This window comes from Epilithonimonas pallida, from assembly GCF_900182975.1.
Lineage (GTDB): Bacteria > Bacteroidota > Bacteroidia > Flavobacteriales > Weeksellaceae > Epilithonimonas > Epilithonimonas pallida.
In genome coordinates this window covers 374,311-390,613 of record NZ_FXUO01000003.1, presented here as the reverse complement: position 1 = coordinate 390,613, position 16,303 = coordinate 374,311, and the positions used below count along the sequence as shown (strand labels likewise).

Below are 16,303 nucleotides of genomic sequence, written 5' to 3'. Positions count from 1 at the left end.
TTTGATATTCTGCCTAAGGAATTTTTAGTTTTGATAGGAATAATATCTCGCACCTTTCAAAACCGGACTTTCTTTTTCAACTCTTGTCAATCCGAATCCTTTATAATTTGGATTAACAGAAGAATCTAATTGTTTGCGATGCAATTTTTCATAAGTTTCGAAATCAATTGCTAATCTGTTTTTCAGGCTTTCGAAAACATTCCATTTTTCTACAACAGATTTCCATTCAGGAGAAATTTTCCCTACAAAAACTTTTGATTTTGAGCCACTTCCGTAAGCCAGGAAGCCAATTTCTTTTTCTGTTAAATCTTCATTATCATTAAACGAAGTTTGTAGTGCAGACAACAGCGCCATAAAAATGGAAGCTGTGTACATATTACCAATTTCAGAAGAAGCCCTTTGAGATTTCTCAATTTTTTCATTGATGAAGTTGATATAATCTTCGGATTTTGCAATCGCTTTTTGCTTCTCGGCATCAGAAAAATCAAGATGATTTTCTAAACTATAAATCTCGGTAAAAACCCTTTTTCCGTGGAAAGCATAAGGCAAATGGAAAATCAGATACCTCCAATCTTCGTAAGGTCTCACTGTAAAAGTCTGCTCTTTATAATGTTGGTAAGCTTCACGGATTCTGTCCTGATAACATTGATTGGAATACTGACCATCAAAAACCGGCTCATCTGTAAAAACTTCGATCTTGTCCGGATAGTTTTCCGGAGCTGAATTCAATTCAGATTTAGAATGATGACGTCTCGGTTTGAAGAAGTCGAAAACGCTTTCCGTTGCAACCCCCCAATTATTATCAATCTCAATCAATCTCGGATTGGCAGAAACCAAAAGTGCCACTGCTCCTCCACCCTGCGTATATTCTCCGGACGACGCCAACTCATATTTTGCATAATCACTGGCGATGACAATTGCTTTTTTCAAAGGATTAGCTCTTACAAAATCCAAAGAATTATGAAGTGCATCAACTCCACCTACACAAGCAAAAGTCATATCAACAACATCACAGTTTTTGAAGCTTCTTTCTCCAAATTCGCCACTTAGCAATTCTTCCACCATCTGAACGGCGTAAGTTGCTGTTGGTTTTGCAGCATCCAAAGCACTTTCTGTTCCCAGATAAACTCTTGAGATTTCTTTCGGATTGATGTTATAATCTTTTATTAATTTAAGTAAAGCTTCTGCGGCAAAAGTTGCGGCATCCTCATGAACATCGGGTAAAGCCATTTTATGCAACCCCAAACCTTTTTCCAATTTTGCTGGTTCTATTCCTCTTTTCTCTGCAAGGTCCTTGATTTCTAAATATAAAGAAGGCACATAAAAACTGGCCGCATCCACACCAAATTTCGTCATCTTAAAAATTTTAAGACACGAATTTAGAGATTTTTTGGCGGAATTAAGTTGTATTTATGGCATAAAATTAAGAATTATTTTAAGTAATTTCTCATCAATAAAAAACCTCGCTGTTAAAAAAACAAACGAGGCTCTCTTCATATCAAAATCAAATTTCTAATTAAATGCAGCTTTCATCATGCTGTGATAAATCCAGACCGATATTTTCTGAATCTTCCGCAACTCTCAAAGGAATTATCATATCCGTTAATTTATATAAAATCAGAGATCCTAAAAATGTAAATGCGGAAACCAAAACCAGCGCCATCATATGATGTGCAAACACTTCAAATCCGCCATGAAGAAGACTTGCGTTTTCGCCTTGAGCTAGAATTGCTGTGAGAATCATTCCCATAATTCCGCCAACGCCGTGACAGGCGAAAACATCCAAAGTGTCATCTACTTTTTTCAGTTTTTTCCAATTGCACATCATATTGGAGACAATCGCTGAAATGAAACCTATGAAAATGGCGTGAGGAATTGTCACAAAACCAGCAGCAGGCGTAATGGCGACCAAACCAACAACCGCGCCGATACAAGCTCCTAGAGCAGACACTTTTCTTCCGTTCATCCTGTCAAAGAAGATCCAGGTCAGCATTGCTGTTGCAGAAGCAACCGTTGTTGTTCCAAATGCCATTGCCGCTGTTGCATTAGCTGATAAAGCTGAACCAGCATTGAAACCAAACCAACCAAACCAAAGCATTCCAGTTCCTAATATCACAAACGGAATATTAGAGGGTTCGTGGTGCGGATTTTTTCGTTTTCCAATCATCATAGCTCCGGCCAAAGCAGCGAATCCTGCACTCATGTGAACGACAGTTCCTCCCGCAAAATCTTTCACTCCGAAATATTTATTTAACAAGCCGTCCGGATGCCAAACCATGTGACAAAGCGGTGTATAGATAATCAAACTGAATAAAACCATAAACAGCAAGTAAGAAATAAATCTTACTCTCTCTGCAAATGAACCGGTTATCAAAGCCGGAGTAATCACCGCAAATTTCATTTGAAATAATGCGAACAAAATAAAAGGAATGGTTGAAGCCATCTGACTGTGGGGCAAAACACCAACATTGTTAAAAAACAGATATGAACCGGGATTCCCTATCAATCCATAATGCTCGCCATTAATCTTAATCCCAATTGAATCGCCAAACGACAAACTGAATCCAACAACAACCCAAAGAATACTAATCACACCGAGGGCAATAAAACTTTGCAACATCGTAGAAATGACATTCTTTTTCCCAACCATTCCGCCATAAAAGAAAGAAAGACCTGGTGTCATTAGCAAAACTAATCCGGAAGAAGCAAGGATCCAGGCTACATCAGAACCTACAATATTATCCTCTTTTAGAAAAGTCCCGGGTTTTGGCAAAGAAGTTTGTTCCGGCCAGAATAATGCCGCAATTGAAATGAGACTAATTATCACAAATGAAATCACCCAACGTTTTTCAATTTTCATATATTTTGAATTTAACCCTGCAAATATATGGGGTTAATTTCAAATAATCATAAAAATTCAAAATCAAACCCTTAATTTTTCATTAATAAAAACAAATACACTCACAGTTACTAATATCCTGAAAAATTAAAAACAACAAGGCATCAGTTTTGATATATTATCAATAAAAATAAATTATGAGACCAGATATTCCAAAACCTGACAGTGAGACCAACAAAGGTCCCATGATGGCAATTATCATTATTGTCGTTTTATTCCTTTTAGGATATTTTGCGTATATGATGTTTATTCCGCAACAAGTAGAACAGATGAACCAAACTGATAAAGTACAGCCAGTGGAACCAAAAGTAAAAGACTCCATATAGGAGTCTTTTTTTATTTTGTATATGAAGTAAATTCTTAGTGAATATGTTTCTCTGCGTGATAAGAGCTTCTTACCAAAGGTGAGCTTTCCACGTGACGGAATCCTAAATTTCTTGCAAAATCTCCATATTCATCAAATTCTTCCGGAGAGATAAATCTCTGAACAGGAAGATGTTTTTTAGTCGGCTGAAGATATTGACCTAATGTAATCACATCTACATTAGCATTTCTGATATCTTCGATCGTTTGGAACACTTCATCTTTTGTTTCACCTAAACCAAGCATCACACCGGTTTTTGTACGGTTTTGTCCTGCTTCTTTCAGATATCTTAAAACCTCCAAGCTACGTTCATATTTTGCCTGGATTCTCACCTCTCTTGTCAGACGTTTTACTGTTTCCATATTGTGGGAAATCACTTCCGGAGCAACTTCTACCAATCTATCGATGTGTTTTGTCACACCCTGGAAATCCGGAATCAGCGTTTCCATAGTTGTTCCGGGAGAAATACGGCGAACAGCATTCACTGTTTCTGCCCAAAGAATCGAACCCATATCTTTCAAATCATCTCTGTCAACCGAAGTCAAAACCGCATGTTTGATTTTCATTAATTTGATAGAACGTGCTACTTTTTCCGGTTCGTCCCAATTGACATCCATTGGTTTCCCGGTTTTCACGCCACAGAAACCACAACTTCTGGTACAGATATTTCCCAGAATCATAAATGTTGCCGTTCCTTCGCCCCAACATTCGCCCATATTCGGACAGCTTCCACTTTGGCAAATCGTGTTAAGTTTATATTTATCAACCAAATTTCTTAGCTCGCGATAATTCTTACCTGTTGGCAATTTTACACGAATCCATTTGGGTTTTTGAGTCACTGTTTCTTCCATTTTGATTTTTTGAAATTAAAAATCTGTTTCGTCTTCTTTTAATAATTCGGCCAGGATTTTCTTAGCTCTCATTATCCTTACTTTTGTGTTGGCTACGGAAAGATTGAGTTCTTCCGCTATTTCTTTGATGCTCTTTTCTTCAAAAAATCTCAGACGAATAATATCCTGATTTTTAGCATCCATTGTTTCTATGATTTTGATGATTTTCTGTTGGTCTTCTTCAGAAATCATCAGTTCTTCCGGCGATCTTGCAAATTCGTTCTTTACATTCTCCAATCCGTCACTTGCATCTTCATTCTCTCTGTTTTTTCTTCTCCAGAAATCAATGATTGTATTTTGAGCAATTGTCAGAATCCAGGTTTTGAATTGAAAATTAGGATCAAATAAATCCAGCTTGTTAAGAACTTTTGAAAAGACCGAAACCGTAATCTCATCAGCATCATTTTCATCCTTTACCCTATTCATCACAAAAGAAAAAACATCAACCCAAAACATATTGATGAGTTGTGTCTGAGCCTTTTGATCTTTATCCCTGGCTTTTATAATGAGAGCGAGTAACTGTTCTTCCTTCATTTTCAATGAACAAAGATAGCTATATATTATTAAAAATTATTAATATCGAGAGATTGAGAAATTCTATTATTTTGATTCCAACTCTTTTGAGATTTAGAGCGAATTTAAATAACAAATATCAAGATTGTAATCCTTATAAATTGAGTATTTTTACTGGCTTGATTTTGGATTAGAAAAATCAAAATAAATATTTAAAAATCAGACAAATAAATAATGAAATTTTATAAATATCAAGGAACAGGAAATGATTTTGTAATGATAGACAACCGTTTAGGAGAATGGGATGATCTTTCTATCGAAAACATACAAAAACTTTGCGACCGCAGATTTGGCATTGGTGCAGATGGATTAATTAAAATCAATTCCGCAGAAAGTGTTGATTTTGAAGTAGATTATTATAATTCTGACGGGTCCAAAAGTTTTTGTGGAAACGGGGCACGCTGCTCTGTTGCCTTTGCTCATTTTCTGGATATGATCGAGGATAAAACGACTTTCATTGCTATTGACGGAATCCACGAAGCGGAAATAAAAAACGGCACTGTAAAATTGAAAATGGGCGATGTCAACAACATTCATACGGATGGAAATGATTTTGTTCTGAATACAGGATCGCCACATTATGTTAAGTACGTAGAAATGTTAAATAATTATAATGTTTACAAAAACGGTAACGAAATCCGAAATTCTGAAACTTATAAGCAGGAAGGAATCAATGTTAACTTCGTAGAAAAATTGTCTGACAAAGAACTTTTTGTGAGAACCTATGAACGTGGTGTCGAGGATGAAACCTACAGTTGTGGAACCGGAGTTACGGCTGCAGCTTTAACTTTTATGAAAAATAATAATCAAACGTTTGTTGGAATTAAAGTAATGGGCGGCAACTTGAAAGTTTATGCCGAAAAAAATGGAGACGGATTCAAAAACATTTGGCTGGAAGGCCCTGCGGTTCAGGTTTTTAAAGGAAATATTAATTTGTAAAAGCCTGAGATTTCAAAACTATGAAAAAAATAATTCTTATCATATCTGTTGTATTTGTGGCAATCCTGGGTTTCTTTGGATTGAGATTTTACAATAAATATCTTGGAAATAATGTAGAAAAAGAAGGATTTGTTTTGATTCCGCATCATTCTTCTTATAAGCAAGTTCTGGATTCAATCTCTCCATTTATCAAGAATCAGGACAATTTTGCAAGTATTGCTGACGATAAAAACCTTAAAGACAATTACAAACCCGGCCGATACGAACTGAAATCCGGAATGAACAACCGCGAAATCACGAATATGATCATCGCCGGCAATCAGACTCCAAATTCTTTCAGAATCAAGGACTTTGACGATGTGTACCAAATGGTGGGAAGAGTTACTAAAAAAACAGAAATAGATTCTGCAAAGTTTGTCAAAAAACTAGATGAAATTGCTGTTAAGAAAGGCTATAAGAATGCTGAAGACCTTAAAAAATATTTCTTTAACAACACCTACGATTTTTTCTGGACGGTAACGCCAAAAGAATTCTTTGAGAAATTCGAATCAGATTACAAAGATTTTTGGACCGCCGAGAGAATCGAAAAAGAAAAACAATCCGGATTGACAAGAGATCAAATCTATGCTCTCGCATCGCTGGTCTATAAAGAAACAGGGGGCAAACCTGATGAGCAGAAAACAGTTGCCGGGCTTTATATCAACCGCTATAAAAAAGGAATGAAGCTCCAAAGTGACCCGACTGTGATCTACGCTGTGAACAAAGCTAACAACTTCACCCAGAAAATCAAACGGGTCTATTATAAATACCTGAAAGAGCCTTCCCCTTATAATACCTATGCAAACAAAGGCATTCCGCCGGGACCAATATGCATCGTAGATAAAAACTCCCTGAACGCTGTTTTAGATGCAGAAAAGAACAACTACATCTTTATGTGCGCAGACCCGGCAAGACCCGGTTATCATAAATTCACGGATAATGATGCGGAACACGCCAGAAATGCGAAAGCGTACCAAGACTGGCTGGACAGCAGACAAATAAAATAAAGAGCAAAAAGCGAAAATAAACAATAATGGAACGAACGGAAATTGTAAATGTAATTCAGAAAAAAATCTTTGGGCTGGCACTGACAGTCGGTGCTGCAAGCTTTATTATGGCACAGCAGAAGATGACTATTTCTGGAAATGTAAAAGACGCAAATGGTGGTGTTGGATATGCATCCATAACTTTTAAAAATCAACAAAATTCTAAATTGAGTGATGCTGCATTGGCAGATGCTGACGGAAACTATAAATTAGATTTGGCTCCAGGAAGCTATGACGTAAGCATTGAAGCGGTTGATTACAAAAAATTCACCCAAACCATCAGAGTTGAAAAAGCTGGAGCCATTGCGCCTTTCGTTATTGTTTCTGACGGAAAAGCCAACCTTAATAATACAACCGATATCCAAGGTGTAACAATCACTGCAACTTCCACAAAACCTTATAAGGTGGAGCTGGATAAAAAGACTTATGATGTAAAAAGTGATTTAACTGCAATTGGGGGAAATTTACAAGATGTCTTACAGAATGTACCTTCGGTTTCAGTAGATACGGATGGAACAGTATCTATGAGAGGAAGTTCCAACGTAAGGTTTTTGATCAACGGAAAGCCTTCAGCTCTTTTAGGAATTGATGATGGAGCCAACGCTTTGCAGGCTATACCTGCGGATCAGATAGACAGGATTGAAGTAATTACAAATCCATCTGCTAAATTTGATGCCTCAGGAACGGCCGGTATTCTTAATATTATCCTGAAAAAAACAACAAAACTTGGTTTTAACGGAAGTGTTATTGGAACTTTAGGATATCTTCCCCGTACCAACCTTAATACAAACTTAAGCTGGAAAAAAGGAAACTGGAGCTGGTTTCTAAACGGTGGCGGTGGTTATCAGGAGAACAAAAATACAAACAGATCAACAACGAATTACACATCCGGAGATTTATTTTCCTTTAATCAAAATAGTATCAATAAAACAAAATCCAATAATTACAATGCTAATTTGGGAACTGTTTATGATATTTCTCCAAACACGTCTATTAACTTGAGTGGAACTATTCGAACTTTTGAGAATGATAGTAATAATCCTATAGATTATATTAATTATAATAGAGATGGCATTGTAGATTTTACATCCCGAAATGCGATTGGCCGAAACACAAATACTGGAATGCAAGGAGACTTTGGCATTGATCATAAATTTGATGATAAAGGCCAAAATGTTTCGTTATCATTAAGTCTCCAAAGAAATCAGTCAAGTAATGATTCTAAAATCACTGCAACTGATAACGGTGTTTTCAGTTCTTTAACAAATTCCAAGACCAAAACTGAAAACAAGTCTATAATAGCAAAGTTAGATTATGAGCTACCAATTGGTGAGAATTCGTTATTCAATGCTGGTTACAGACTGGATCATAATAATAATGATTATGATTTCTTTACACAAAGACGGCTTAAGGATGAATCGGAACCTTCTGTATTGGGCAGATTTACAGGACTTGCAAATTATACTGAAACCTTCAATGCATTCTATCTTCAATTCAAAAGTAAAATAGGTGCGTTTTCCTACCAATTAGGATTAAGAGATGAACTTTCAAATATAAGCTTCAGCTATCCTTACAGGGACTTGCTACAACCAGACGTTGATACAGGTATCATTACTAATAAAAAGAAGAATTATAACAATCTTTTTCCAAGTATCTTCTTAAGCTATGATTTTGCAAAAAACAATCAGCTTTTATTAAACTATTCCAGAAGAATTGATAGGCCAAGATCATTTTTCCTTATTCCGATTTCATCTCCGAATGACGTTAGAAATGTTTTCCAAGGAAATCCGGATTTGAATCCATCCTACATCGATTCATTTGAATTAGGATACAATCTCTCAAAAAGTAAAGTTACAATTAACCCAACATTATATTATAGGAAAGAAAAAGACAATATTCAATTTGCTATTATACAAGATATAACAGATCCTGGAGCATTTACTCTAGGCCCTAATAATGTTGGAAGCGAAGACCGCTATGGTCTAGATTTCAATGGAACCTACGATCCGTTTTCATGGTGGAAGATTATGGGGAATATTGATTTATTTGGCTATAGAACGAGAGGTGACTTATATGTAAGTGGAGTTTTAGTCCAATCTTATGATGGAAATGGTTTCTCTTCAAGAGCCAGATTAGCAAATACATTTAAAATTGACAAGACATTTAGCATTCAGGTGCAGTCTAATTTCAGAGGTGGACAAAAGAACGCAAGTGTAGATCAAAAATCCATTTACTTCTTTAATCTTGGTGCAACAAAAACAATCTGGAAAGGAAATGGAACATTAGCATTCAATATCCAGGATATTTTCAATACCAGAGCCAGAGAAGCTACCAACTACGGTCCGAACTACACTCGAGACATGTATATGCAATGGAACCCGAGACAGTTTTCTCTATCTCTGACTTATCGTTTCAAACAAGGTGAAAAAGTTGAACAACCGAAGAAGAAGAAAGATATTAATGCCAATAGCAATGGAGGGGATGATATACCACCAATGTAATAATTTATCCCAATAAAATTTAAAAACCTGCAAAGTTATATGCAGGTTTTTTATATACTGAACTCTCCTTAGTTTGACTTTTTGATTTCTCATTTTAGTACTATTACCTATAACAAATTATTAAGTATACGTCTATAAAAAATCCGTCTCGCTTTTACAGTGAGACGGATTCTTTTAACAATTATAATTAAAGGTCTATTATTTCTTTTTGTCTTTCAGCTCTTCCTTATCTTTATCAGAAGGATTCCAAACTTTTACTTCAGCATTTTTATCGATTCCGGAAAGGATCTGGACATTAATACCATCACTGGCGCCTAATTTAACATAAGTTTTCTTGAAACTTCCGTTAGGCTGTTTTACTTCTACGAAAGATTTGTTACTCCCTTTTTCGTACTGAATCAATGACTCATCTAAAAGTAAAGCATTTTTCTGAGAGCTCAGCAAAATCTCACCATTAGCACTGAATCCCGCTCTGATGTATTCTCCGGTTTTGTTGAAAACATCACCTTCCACAGCAAATTTAATTGTACCGCTTTCCTCTTTTCCTTTTGGCGCAATCAACGTTACTTTACCTGGGAATTTTTTGTTCTGCAAAGCACCGATTACAACATTCATATCCATTCCTTGCTTCAGTTTTCCGGCTTGGGCTTCATCAATGTCACCTTTAAAAATCAAAGAATTAAGATCAGCAATAGAACAGATTGTAGTTCCGGCATTGAAGGAGTTAGCTTCAATCACCTGGCTTCCCACTTTCACAGGAATTTCCAAAACAGTTCCGGCGGCTTTTGCACGGATCTGAGTGGTTGCCATGCTTTGCAATTCCGGCGTAGCGCCTGTTCTCACGATCTGTAATTGTTTCTGAGCTGCATTGAGTTGTTGACTGGCTAATTTCTGCTGTTGCAATGTGGTTTCCAATTGTTGCTGAGCTGTGATATATTCCTGCTTAGAAATCACACCTTGCTTATACAATTTTGCCTGCATCTCATATTGCTTTTGTTGATTTTCAACATTAATTTTTGCATTTGATAGCTGAATCTGAGAATTATTGATTTGCATTGTCGCATTATTGACCTCGGTGATATTAGGTACAATTCTGATAGTTGCCAAGAGTTGTCCGGCTTCTACTTTATCGCCTTCTTTTACATTGATGGTCTGGATAATCCCGGCAATATTCGGTTTGATTTCAATCTCTTCGCGAGGCTCTATTTTTCCCGTTGCCATTACTTTATCATCCAGGTTCTGGATTGTTGGTTTTCTCGTTAGAAACACTTCATTCTCCTTAGAATTGGATTTGACAAGATACCCGATTCCGCCAACCACAGCCAGCACCAAAATCAATCCCAAAAATATGGAAATCGCTTTTTTGAATGTAAATTTTTTCTTTTTTTCCATTATGTAGAAATATAGTTTTTTTAATTATTAATATTTAATTGTTAATTATTAGTTTTACTCTGTTCTTAATGCTTCGATAGGTCTGATTTTCACCGCTCTTTGCGCCGGAATCAATCCGATAATCAATCCAAGGAAAATCATAATTCCCATTGCCGTGAATACATTGCTGTAATCAACCGTCGGATTATAAAATGGGAATGAATCGTTGTTCATCGTGGCAATATTCAGAATCATCAGCAAGAAAATTCCGGATAAAAATCCCAGTAATCCTGATGACAAAGTAATCACGACACTTTCCAGAAGAATCTGGTTTCGTACTTCCGCTGGTTTTGCGCCCAACGCTCTACGGATTCCGATTTCCTTAGTTCTTTCCTTTACTGTGATTAGGAGAATATTTGAGATGGCAATAACACCGGCCAAAATCGTTAACGTCCCGACAATAATTGTTAATAATTGCATCCCTGTAAGAAATCCCGTGAGCTTCTTAAATTCTTTAGCGAGATTAAAGCTTCCAAAGGCATTGGTATCTTCCGGCGAAACGTGATTGATCTTTTTCAACTCGTCTTTTACCTTGCTTTCTATGACGGAGACATCGGCATTAGGTTTTCCGACAATGGCCAGGAAACCAACTTTGTCGCCCTCATTATAAAGTCCTGAATATGTTGAAAACGGGATGTACGCTGAACGGTCATTCTCCATTCCGCCCCCTTTTCCCACACGGAAAACACCAACAACCGAGAAGAAAATCCCTTTGAGATTCACCGACTTTCCTATCGGGTTTTCATTTTTCTTGGCATCGAAAAGATTCTTATAAACCTCCTCTCCTATCACTATGACGTTTTTCTTGCCACTGATGTCAGCATCATTAATATATCTTCCGAACAATAATTTTTTCTTGGAAATCTGATTACCAACTGGAAAATCGCCGGTAATCATATACGTATTTTTCTTCCCGTTTCTGGAGATCTGGTCGCCCGGTGTTCCGAAGTTCCCTCGCACACTTTGCGGAGAGATGTAATCGATATCCGGGATTTTTTTCTGAAGGTAATCGATATCCTTGAGATGAAGGCTCATTGCTCTGCCTTTCGGAAATCCTTCATACGGAATATTGGTACTTTGTGACCAAAGAAAAATAGAATTGGTAGCAAAGCCGGAAAACAATTTGTTGAAGCCGTTCTCCATTCCTTTTGCCGCACCCAAAAGACTGACATACAAAAACATACCCCAGCCCACGCCTATCATCGTGAGGAAAGTCCTTAGCTTATTATTCCGAAGGGAATAATAAATCTCCTGCCAGGTATCTCTTTTGAAAAGTATATTCATCTTTAGTTGATAATTTTTATTATTCCGCTCTCAGAGCTTCAATAGGTTTTATTTTGGATGCTCTGTAAGCCGGAACAAATCCTGCAATGGTTCCTGAAAGAACAAGACAGAAAAACGCCGCTATAATAAGCCCCCAACCAACAGAAGGTTCTGTAATAAAATATTCTTCCAGCCGGTTACCGATGAGATTTAAAGCCAAGACTCCAAGTCCTACCCCTATTAATCCTGAAATTACCGTAATAACGATACTTTCCTGTAAAATCAAAGCGACTATTCCGGCAGGTTTTGCACCAATTGCCTTTCGTACACCAATTTCCTTGGTTCTTTCTTTGACGATATAAACCATTATATTACTGATACCGATGATTCCTGCCAATAAAGTTCCAAGTCCGATAAATCCTACAACAACAGTAATTACAAATACGAATGCAAAAGAATCTTTGGTATTGACCGCATTATTATTAACGAAAATTCCCTGCTGATCGTCCGGAGAAATCTGGTGTCTTTTTCTGATATTTTTTTCTATTTCTTTACCATATTCCACGGCTTGGTCTGGTGTCAGTTTTTGGTCATAAGACAGCATTATCGTGCTAATAGTGTCCGAACTTTTTTTCATCTGCTGAAGTGTGGAAAGCGGAACCGAAATATGTCTCTCATCCCAATCGCCACCAGGATCTTCAAAAACACCAACGACTTTGAACATTGTCCCGTTGATTTCCAGAGATTTTCCAATCGGGTTTCCGTCGCGTATCAAATCCCGCCAAACCATTCTGCCGATAGAAGCGACATTCTGCTTACGTTCGTTATCCATTTGATTGATGTAGCGTCCGTCTATCATTGTACGGTTCTCAAGGAACTTTTCGTCACCCAGAACACCATTGATCTGATAATTGCCACTTTCTTTTCCATATTTAACGGTAAGATTGGTGGTATATCTTGGCGAACCGTACTCCATTTTTTTACCACTTTGTTTTACAACAGCATCAAAATCATCATTATTAAATGAAATCTGCCTGTCAGATTGCAGCCCGGCATAAGGAATCGTTGTCTTTCCGGCAAAAACCATAATGAGATTGGTCGCATCTCTCATGAAAGCTTTCGAAAATGAATTGTTAAGCCCGTTTCCAATCCCGAACAATACAATGAATATGAATAATCCCAACGCCACCGTAAAACCGGAAAGCACCGTCCGCAATACATTACTGCGAATAGAACTGAATATCTCCTGCCAGCGGTCTAAGTCAAACATACTTTGGTTTTTGGTTGATGGTATATAGTTGTTATTTTTGTCAGGTCGAGGATCTCGAAGCCTTATAATACAATTTGATTGATGAATTCGTCGCTCTCTATTCTTCCGTCTTTCAGGACGACATTTCTTTTGGTTTGTGCCGCAACATCGGGTTCGTGCGTTACAACAACAATCGTTTTTCCTTCGTTGTTGATATCCTGAAGCAGCTTCATAATATCGTGAGTCGTCTTAGAATCCAAAGCTCCGGTTGGTTCATCTGCCAAAATCAGTTTCGGGTCTGTGATGAGCGCTCTTGCAATAGCAATTCTCTGTTTTTGTCCTCCGGAAAGTTCGCTGGGAAGATGTTCTGCCCATTGTCTGAGGCCTACTTTTTCCAGATATTCTTCCGCTTTTTTCGTTCTTTCTTTTCTGGAAACATTCTGATAGTATAAAGGGAGCGCTACATTTTCCAACGCCGTTTTATAATTAATCAAATTGAATGACTGGAAAATAAATCCAAGAAAACGACTTCTATATTCAGCAGCTTTTACTTCTGTCAAATGTTTAATAGGAAATCCATCTAATTCATAAATTCCAGAATCTGCCTCGTCCAGAATTCCAATAATGTTTAGCAACGTTGATTTTCCTGAACCGGAACTTCCCATAATAGATACAAACTCGCCCTGATTGATATTAAGATTAATACCTTTTAGCACGTGAAGCTTGCTTTTTCCCGTATCGTAAGATTTGTTGAGGTCTTCAATTTTCAGAATCGACATTGCCTGGATTTTACATTATAAGTAAATCCGAATATCAAATTGTTACAGCCAAATAAAAAATATTTTTGACTTTTAAATTCAATCGAAATTTAAAAAAATTTAATTGCAGTCGTAACATTTTTGTAATTCCGATGTCTTATTGGGTATAATTTTTCTTTTATGCTAAAAAAAGTTTTTTGTATCTCGCTTTTGTCTTTGGGCATTTTGGGGTTTTCTCAGAAAAAATGGACGATTCAGGAATGTGTGGATTATGCAATTAAAAATAATCTGCAAATCCAGGCGCAGGCTTACAACAAAGATGTACAGACAAAAAATCTGGAAATGGCGAAAAAGGAATATCTGCCTTCAGTTTCCGGAACGATTTCAAATACTGCAAGTTTTGGAAACTCGCAGTTTGTAAATACGAGTGTTAGGAATGACAACTTCAACAATAATGCAAATGTAGGCGCTAATATTTTGGTTTATAATAATGGAAGGCTTGAAAAAAATATCCGAAAAAATAGTTTTGATTTAGACGCTAGTTTACAGGATATCGAAACCATTAAAAATAATATTTCTCTTCAAATCGCTCAGCAATATCTGAATGTGATGTTGAACAGAGAAATCAAAAAAATCTCTGAAAGTGCAATGGAAAATGCACAAAGATTATACGACCGAGCTAAAATAACAACAGATGTTGGAACCACAGCTCAGACCGTTTTGGCAGAAGCGACGGCGTCTCTTGCAAGAGAAAAACAAAATGTGAAAACAGCCCAAATCAATGTGGATAAAGCATTGTTTGCAATGGCTCAGCTTCTTCAGCTTCCTAATTATAAAGATTTTGATGTCGTTGATATTCCAGTTCCCGATGAATTGACGCCACAAACCGAATCTGTCGAAGAGGTTTTGAATATCGCTTACACATCTCAACCAATCGTGAAAGCTGCGGAAATAAGAATAAAAGCTGCAGAAGCACAAACGGAAGTTATTAAAACTAATTTCTGGCCTACTATCTCTGCAACTGCCGGAATTGGATCCCTTTACAACAATCAGTTGTATACAAATAACCTAAATTTTGGAAATCCGACTGCGCCTTATGTAAAGGAACACAGTTTCTTTGAACAATACAAAGATAACTTCGGGCAGCAAATTGGTTTGTCGGCTAACATTCCTATTTTCAATAAAGGAATTACAAAACTTCAGGTTGAGCAAACTAAAATCAATGAAGTGATTGCTAAAAATAATCTCGAACAACAGAAATTCCAGTTGAAGCAGGATATCCAGCAGGCGCAGTTCAATGCTGATTCTAACTATGAAGTCTATCTGGCTGCGATAGAAGCTGAAAGAAGCACTAAACTCGCATTAGATTTTGCGGAGAAAAGTTACGCAGCCGGACGCTCTACAATCTATGATGTAACGATTGCCCGAAATAATTATGTAAACTCACAAGGTTCTGTCGCCCAGGCAAAATATAATTATCTGTTCAGCATCAAGGTTTTGGATTTTTATGCAGGACGTGGAATTAATCTTTAATTTTTTCTATCGCAAAGACGCAAGTATAACAACAATTATAATAAAAGTCGCAAAGATTCAACTTTGCGACTTTTTTGAGTTTTATAAATCAAAAAATTTGTGCCTTTTGATAAATACATCCTCAAATCTACAATTTTCCTTATCTTTGAGATATGCAGATTTTTGGAAAAGATTTACTCAGAGATATCAAAGTAGCGGAATTGTTGGGCGAAAATGCTCACAAGATTTATTCTCCGCCCTATCGTCCTGTTTTCAGTTACGAAGATATCCTGACCAAAAATCCGAAGTTTGCAGCCGTTAATATTCTACTCTATCTTAAGAATAACGAATGGCATTTCCCTCTGATTGTAAGAAGCGTGAATGAAAACGACAGACATAGCGGACAAATCTCTCTGCCTGGTGGAAAAAGAGAAAAAGAAGACCCGGACTTTGCTTACACTGCCAAACGTGAGACTTCCGAAGAATTGGGAATAGATGAACATTATGTAAGAATCATCCGAGAGATGTCTCCGATTTATATTCCGCCAAGTAATTTCTATGTTCATTCGTTTGTTTCTTATACCAAGAAAAATCCAGAATTCTTTTTACAGGAAACCGAAGCCGTTGAATTGATTGAATTCCCGATTTCATCTTTACTTAATCTTCCGGACCGGCCAAAAATAATGGCTTTACCCTCTACGAAAGGTTATGAAGTTCCTGTGATCGATTTCAATGGGTATATCATTTGGGGTGCTACTTCGATGATTTTGAGCGAGTTCAGCAACTTGTTAAAAAATGTTTAATTTTGCAGTAATTTCCGACCTTAGAAATTATAATCA

At 36.9% G+C, this 16,303-nt stretch carries 14 protein-coding genes; 6 read left to right on the top strand and 8 right to left on the bottom strand.

The genetic code is table 11. The features are described 5' to 3' along the window. Positions 1-24 precede the first annotated feature (24 nt). Together QOL71_RS07900 and QOL71_RS07895 are read right to left on the bottom strand one after the other, a co-directional pair. On the bottom strand, positions 25-1,356 hold the full coding sequence (locus QOL71_RS07900; protein WP_283416388.1) for a hydroxymethylglutaryl-CoA synthase family protein: 1,332 nt from the start codon (positions 1,354-1,356) through the stop codon (positions 25-27). A 160-nt stretch (positions 1,357-1,516) separates the two neighbouring features. Beyond that, a complete protein-coding gene (locus tag QOL71_RS07895) occupies positions 1,517-2,860 on the bottom strand; it encodes an ammonium transporter (protein ID WP_283416387.1) in 1,344 nt (447 codons plus the stop codon). Positions 2,861-3,036: 176 nt separating this feature from the next. Between QOL71_RS07895 and QOL71_RS07890 the strand changes: the two genes are divergently transcribed. Further along, positions 3,037-3,225 (top strand): hypothetical protein, encoded by a 189-nt coding sequence (locus tag QOL71_RS07890; protein ID WP_120213357.1) that lies wholly within the window; start codon positions 3,037-3,039, stop codon positions 3,223-3,225. A gap of 34 nt (positions 3,226-3,259) precedes the next feature. Here the strand turns inward: QOL71_RS07890 and lipA are convergent, their stop codons facing one another. Both lipA and QOL71_RS07880 read right to left on the bottom strand, forming a co-directional pair. Continuing rightward, positions 3,260-4,114: a lipoyl synthase gene (gene lipA, locus QOL71_RS07885; RefSeq protein WP_248875961.1), complete on the bottom strand. Its 855-nt coding sequence runs from the start codon at positions 4,112-4,114 to the stop codon at positions 3,260-3,262. Between the two features lie 15 nt (positions 4,115-4,129). Next, positions 4,130-4,687 (bottom strand): RNA polymerase sigma factor, encoded by a 558-nt coding sequence (locus QOL71_RS07880; RefSeq protein WP_283416386.1) that lies wholly within the window; start codon positions 4,685-4,687, stop codon positions 4,130-4,132. 213 nt (positions 4,688-4,900) lie between these two features. On the opposite strand from QOL71_RS07880, the gene dapF reads away from it, so the two are divergent. From dapF to QOL71_RS07865, 3 genes are read left to right on the top strand one after another with little or no spacing between them, the layout of a single operon-like run. Beyond that, complete coding sequence (gene dapF / locus QOL71_RS07875; protein ID WP_283416385.1) at positions 4,901-5,665, top strand: diaminopimelate epimerase; 765 nt, start codon at positions 4,901-4,903, stop codon at positions 5,663-5,665. Between the two features lie 20 nt (positions 5,666-5,685). Continuing rightward, on the top strand, positions 5,686-6,711 hold the full coding sequence (mltG, locus tag QOL71_RS07870; RefSeq protein WP_283416384.1) for an endolytic transglycosylase MltG: 1,026 nt from the start codon (positions 5,686-5,688) through the stop codon (positions 6,709-6,711). Positions 6,712-6,737: 26 nt separating this feature from the next. After that, positions 6,738-9,251 carry a TonB-dependent receptor domain-containing protein gene (locus tag QOL71_RS07865; RefSeq protein WP_283416383.1) on the top strand — a complete coding sequence of 838 codons (2,514 nt, stop codon included), beginning with the start codon at positions 6,738-6,740 and terminating at the stop codon, positions 9,249-9,251. A gap of 198 nt (positions 9,252-9,449) precedes the next feature. On the opposite strand, the gene QOL71_RS07860 is transcribed toward QOL71_RS07865, so the two are convergent. From QOL71_RS07860 to QOL71_RS07845, 4 genes are all read right to left on the bottom strand, one after another. After that, positions 9,450-10,643 carry an efflux RND transporter periplasmic adaptor subunit gene (locus QOL71_RS07860; protein WP_283416382.1) on the bottom strand — a complete coding sequence of 398 codons (1,194 nt, stop codon included), beginning with the start codon at positions 10,641-10,643 and terminating at the stop codon, positions 9,450-9,452. 54 nt (positions 10,644-10,697) lie between these two features. After that, positions 10,698-11,966: an ABC transporter permease gene (locus QOL71_RS07855; protein WP_229728408.1), complete on the bottom strand. Its 1,269-nt coding sequence runs from the start codon at positions 11,964-11,966 to the stop codon at positions 10,698-10,700. 19 nt (positions 11,967-11,985) lie between these two features. Then, a complete protein-coding gene (locus QOL71_RS07850) occupies positions 11,986-13,215 on the bottom strand; it encodes an ABC transporter permease (protein ID WP_283416381.1) in 1,230 nt (409 codons plus the stop codon). A gap of 62 nt (positions 13,216-13,277) precedes the next feature. Further along, entirely contained in the window at positions 13,278-13,967 is a 690-nt protein-coding gene (locus QOL71_RS07845) for an ABC transporter ATP-binding protein (RefSeq protein ID WP_120213605.1), read from the bottom strand. Positions 13,968-14,132: 165 nt separating this feature from the next. Between QOL71_RS07845 and QOL71_RS07840 the strand changes: the two genes are divergently transcribed. Then, the gene (locus QOL71_RS07840) at positions 14,133-15,485 is read left to right on the top strand and encodes a TolC family protein (protein WP_283416380.1); all 1,353 of its coding nucleotides are present in this window, start codon (positions 14,133-14,135) and stop codon (positions 15,483-15,485) included. Positions 15,486-15,637: 152 nt separating this feature from the next. Beyond that, positions 15,638-16,267 carry an NUDIX hydrolase gene (locus QOL71_RS07835; protein WP_283416379.1) on the top strand — a complete coding sequence of 210 codons (630 nt, stop codon included), beginning with the start codon at positions 15,638-15,640 and terminating at the stop codon, positions 16,265-16,267. Positions 16,268-16,303: the final 36 nt, after the last annotated feature.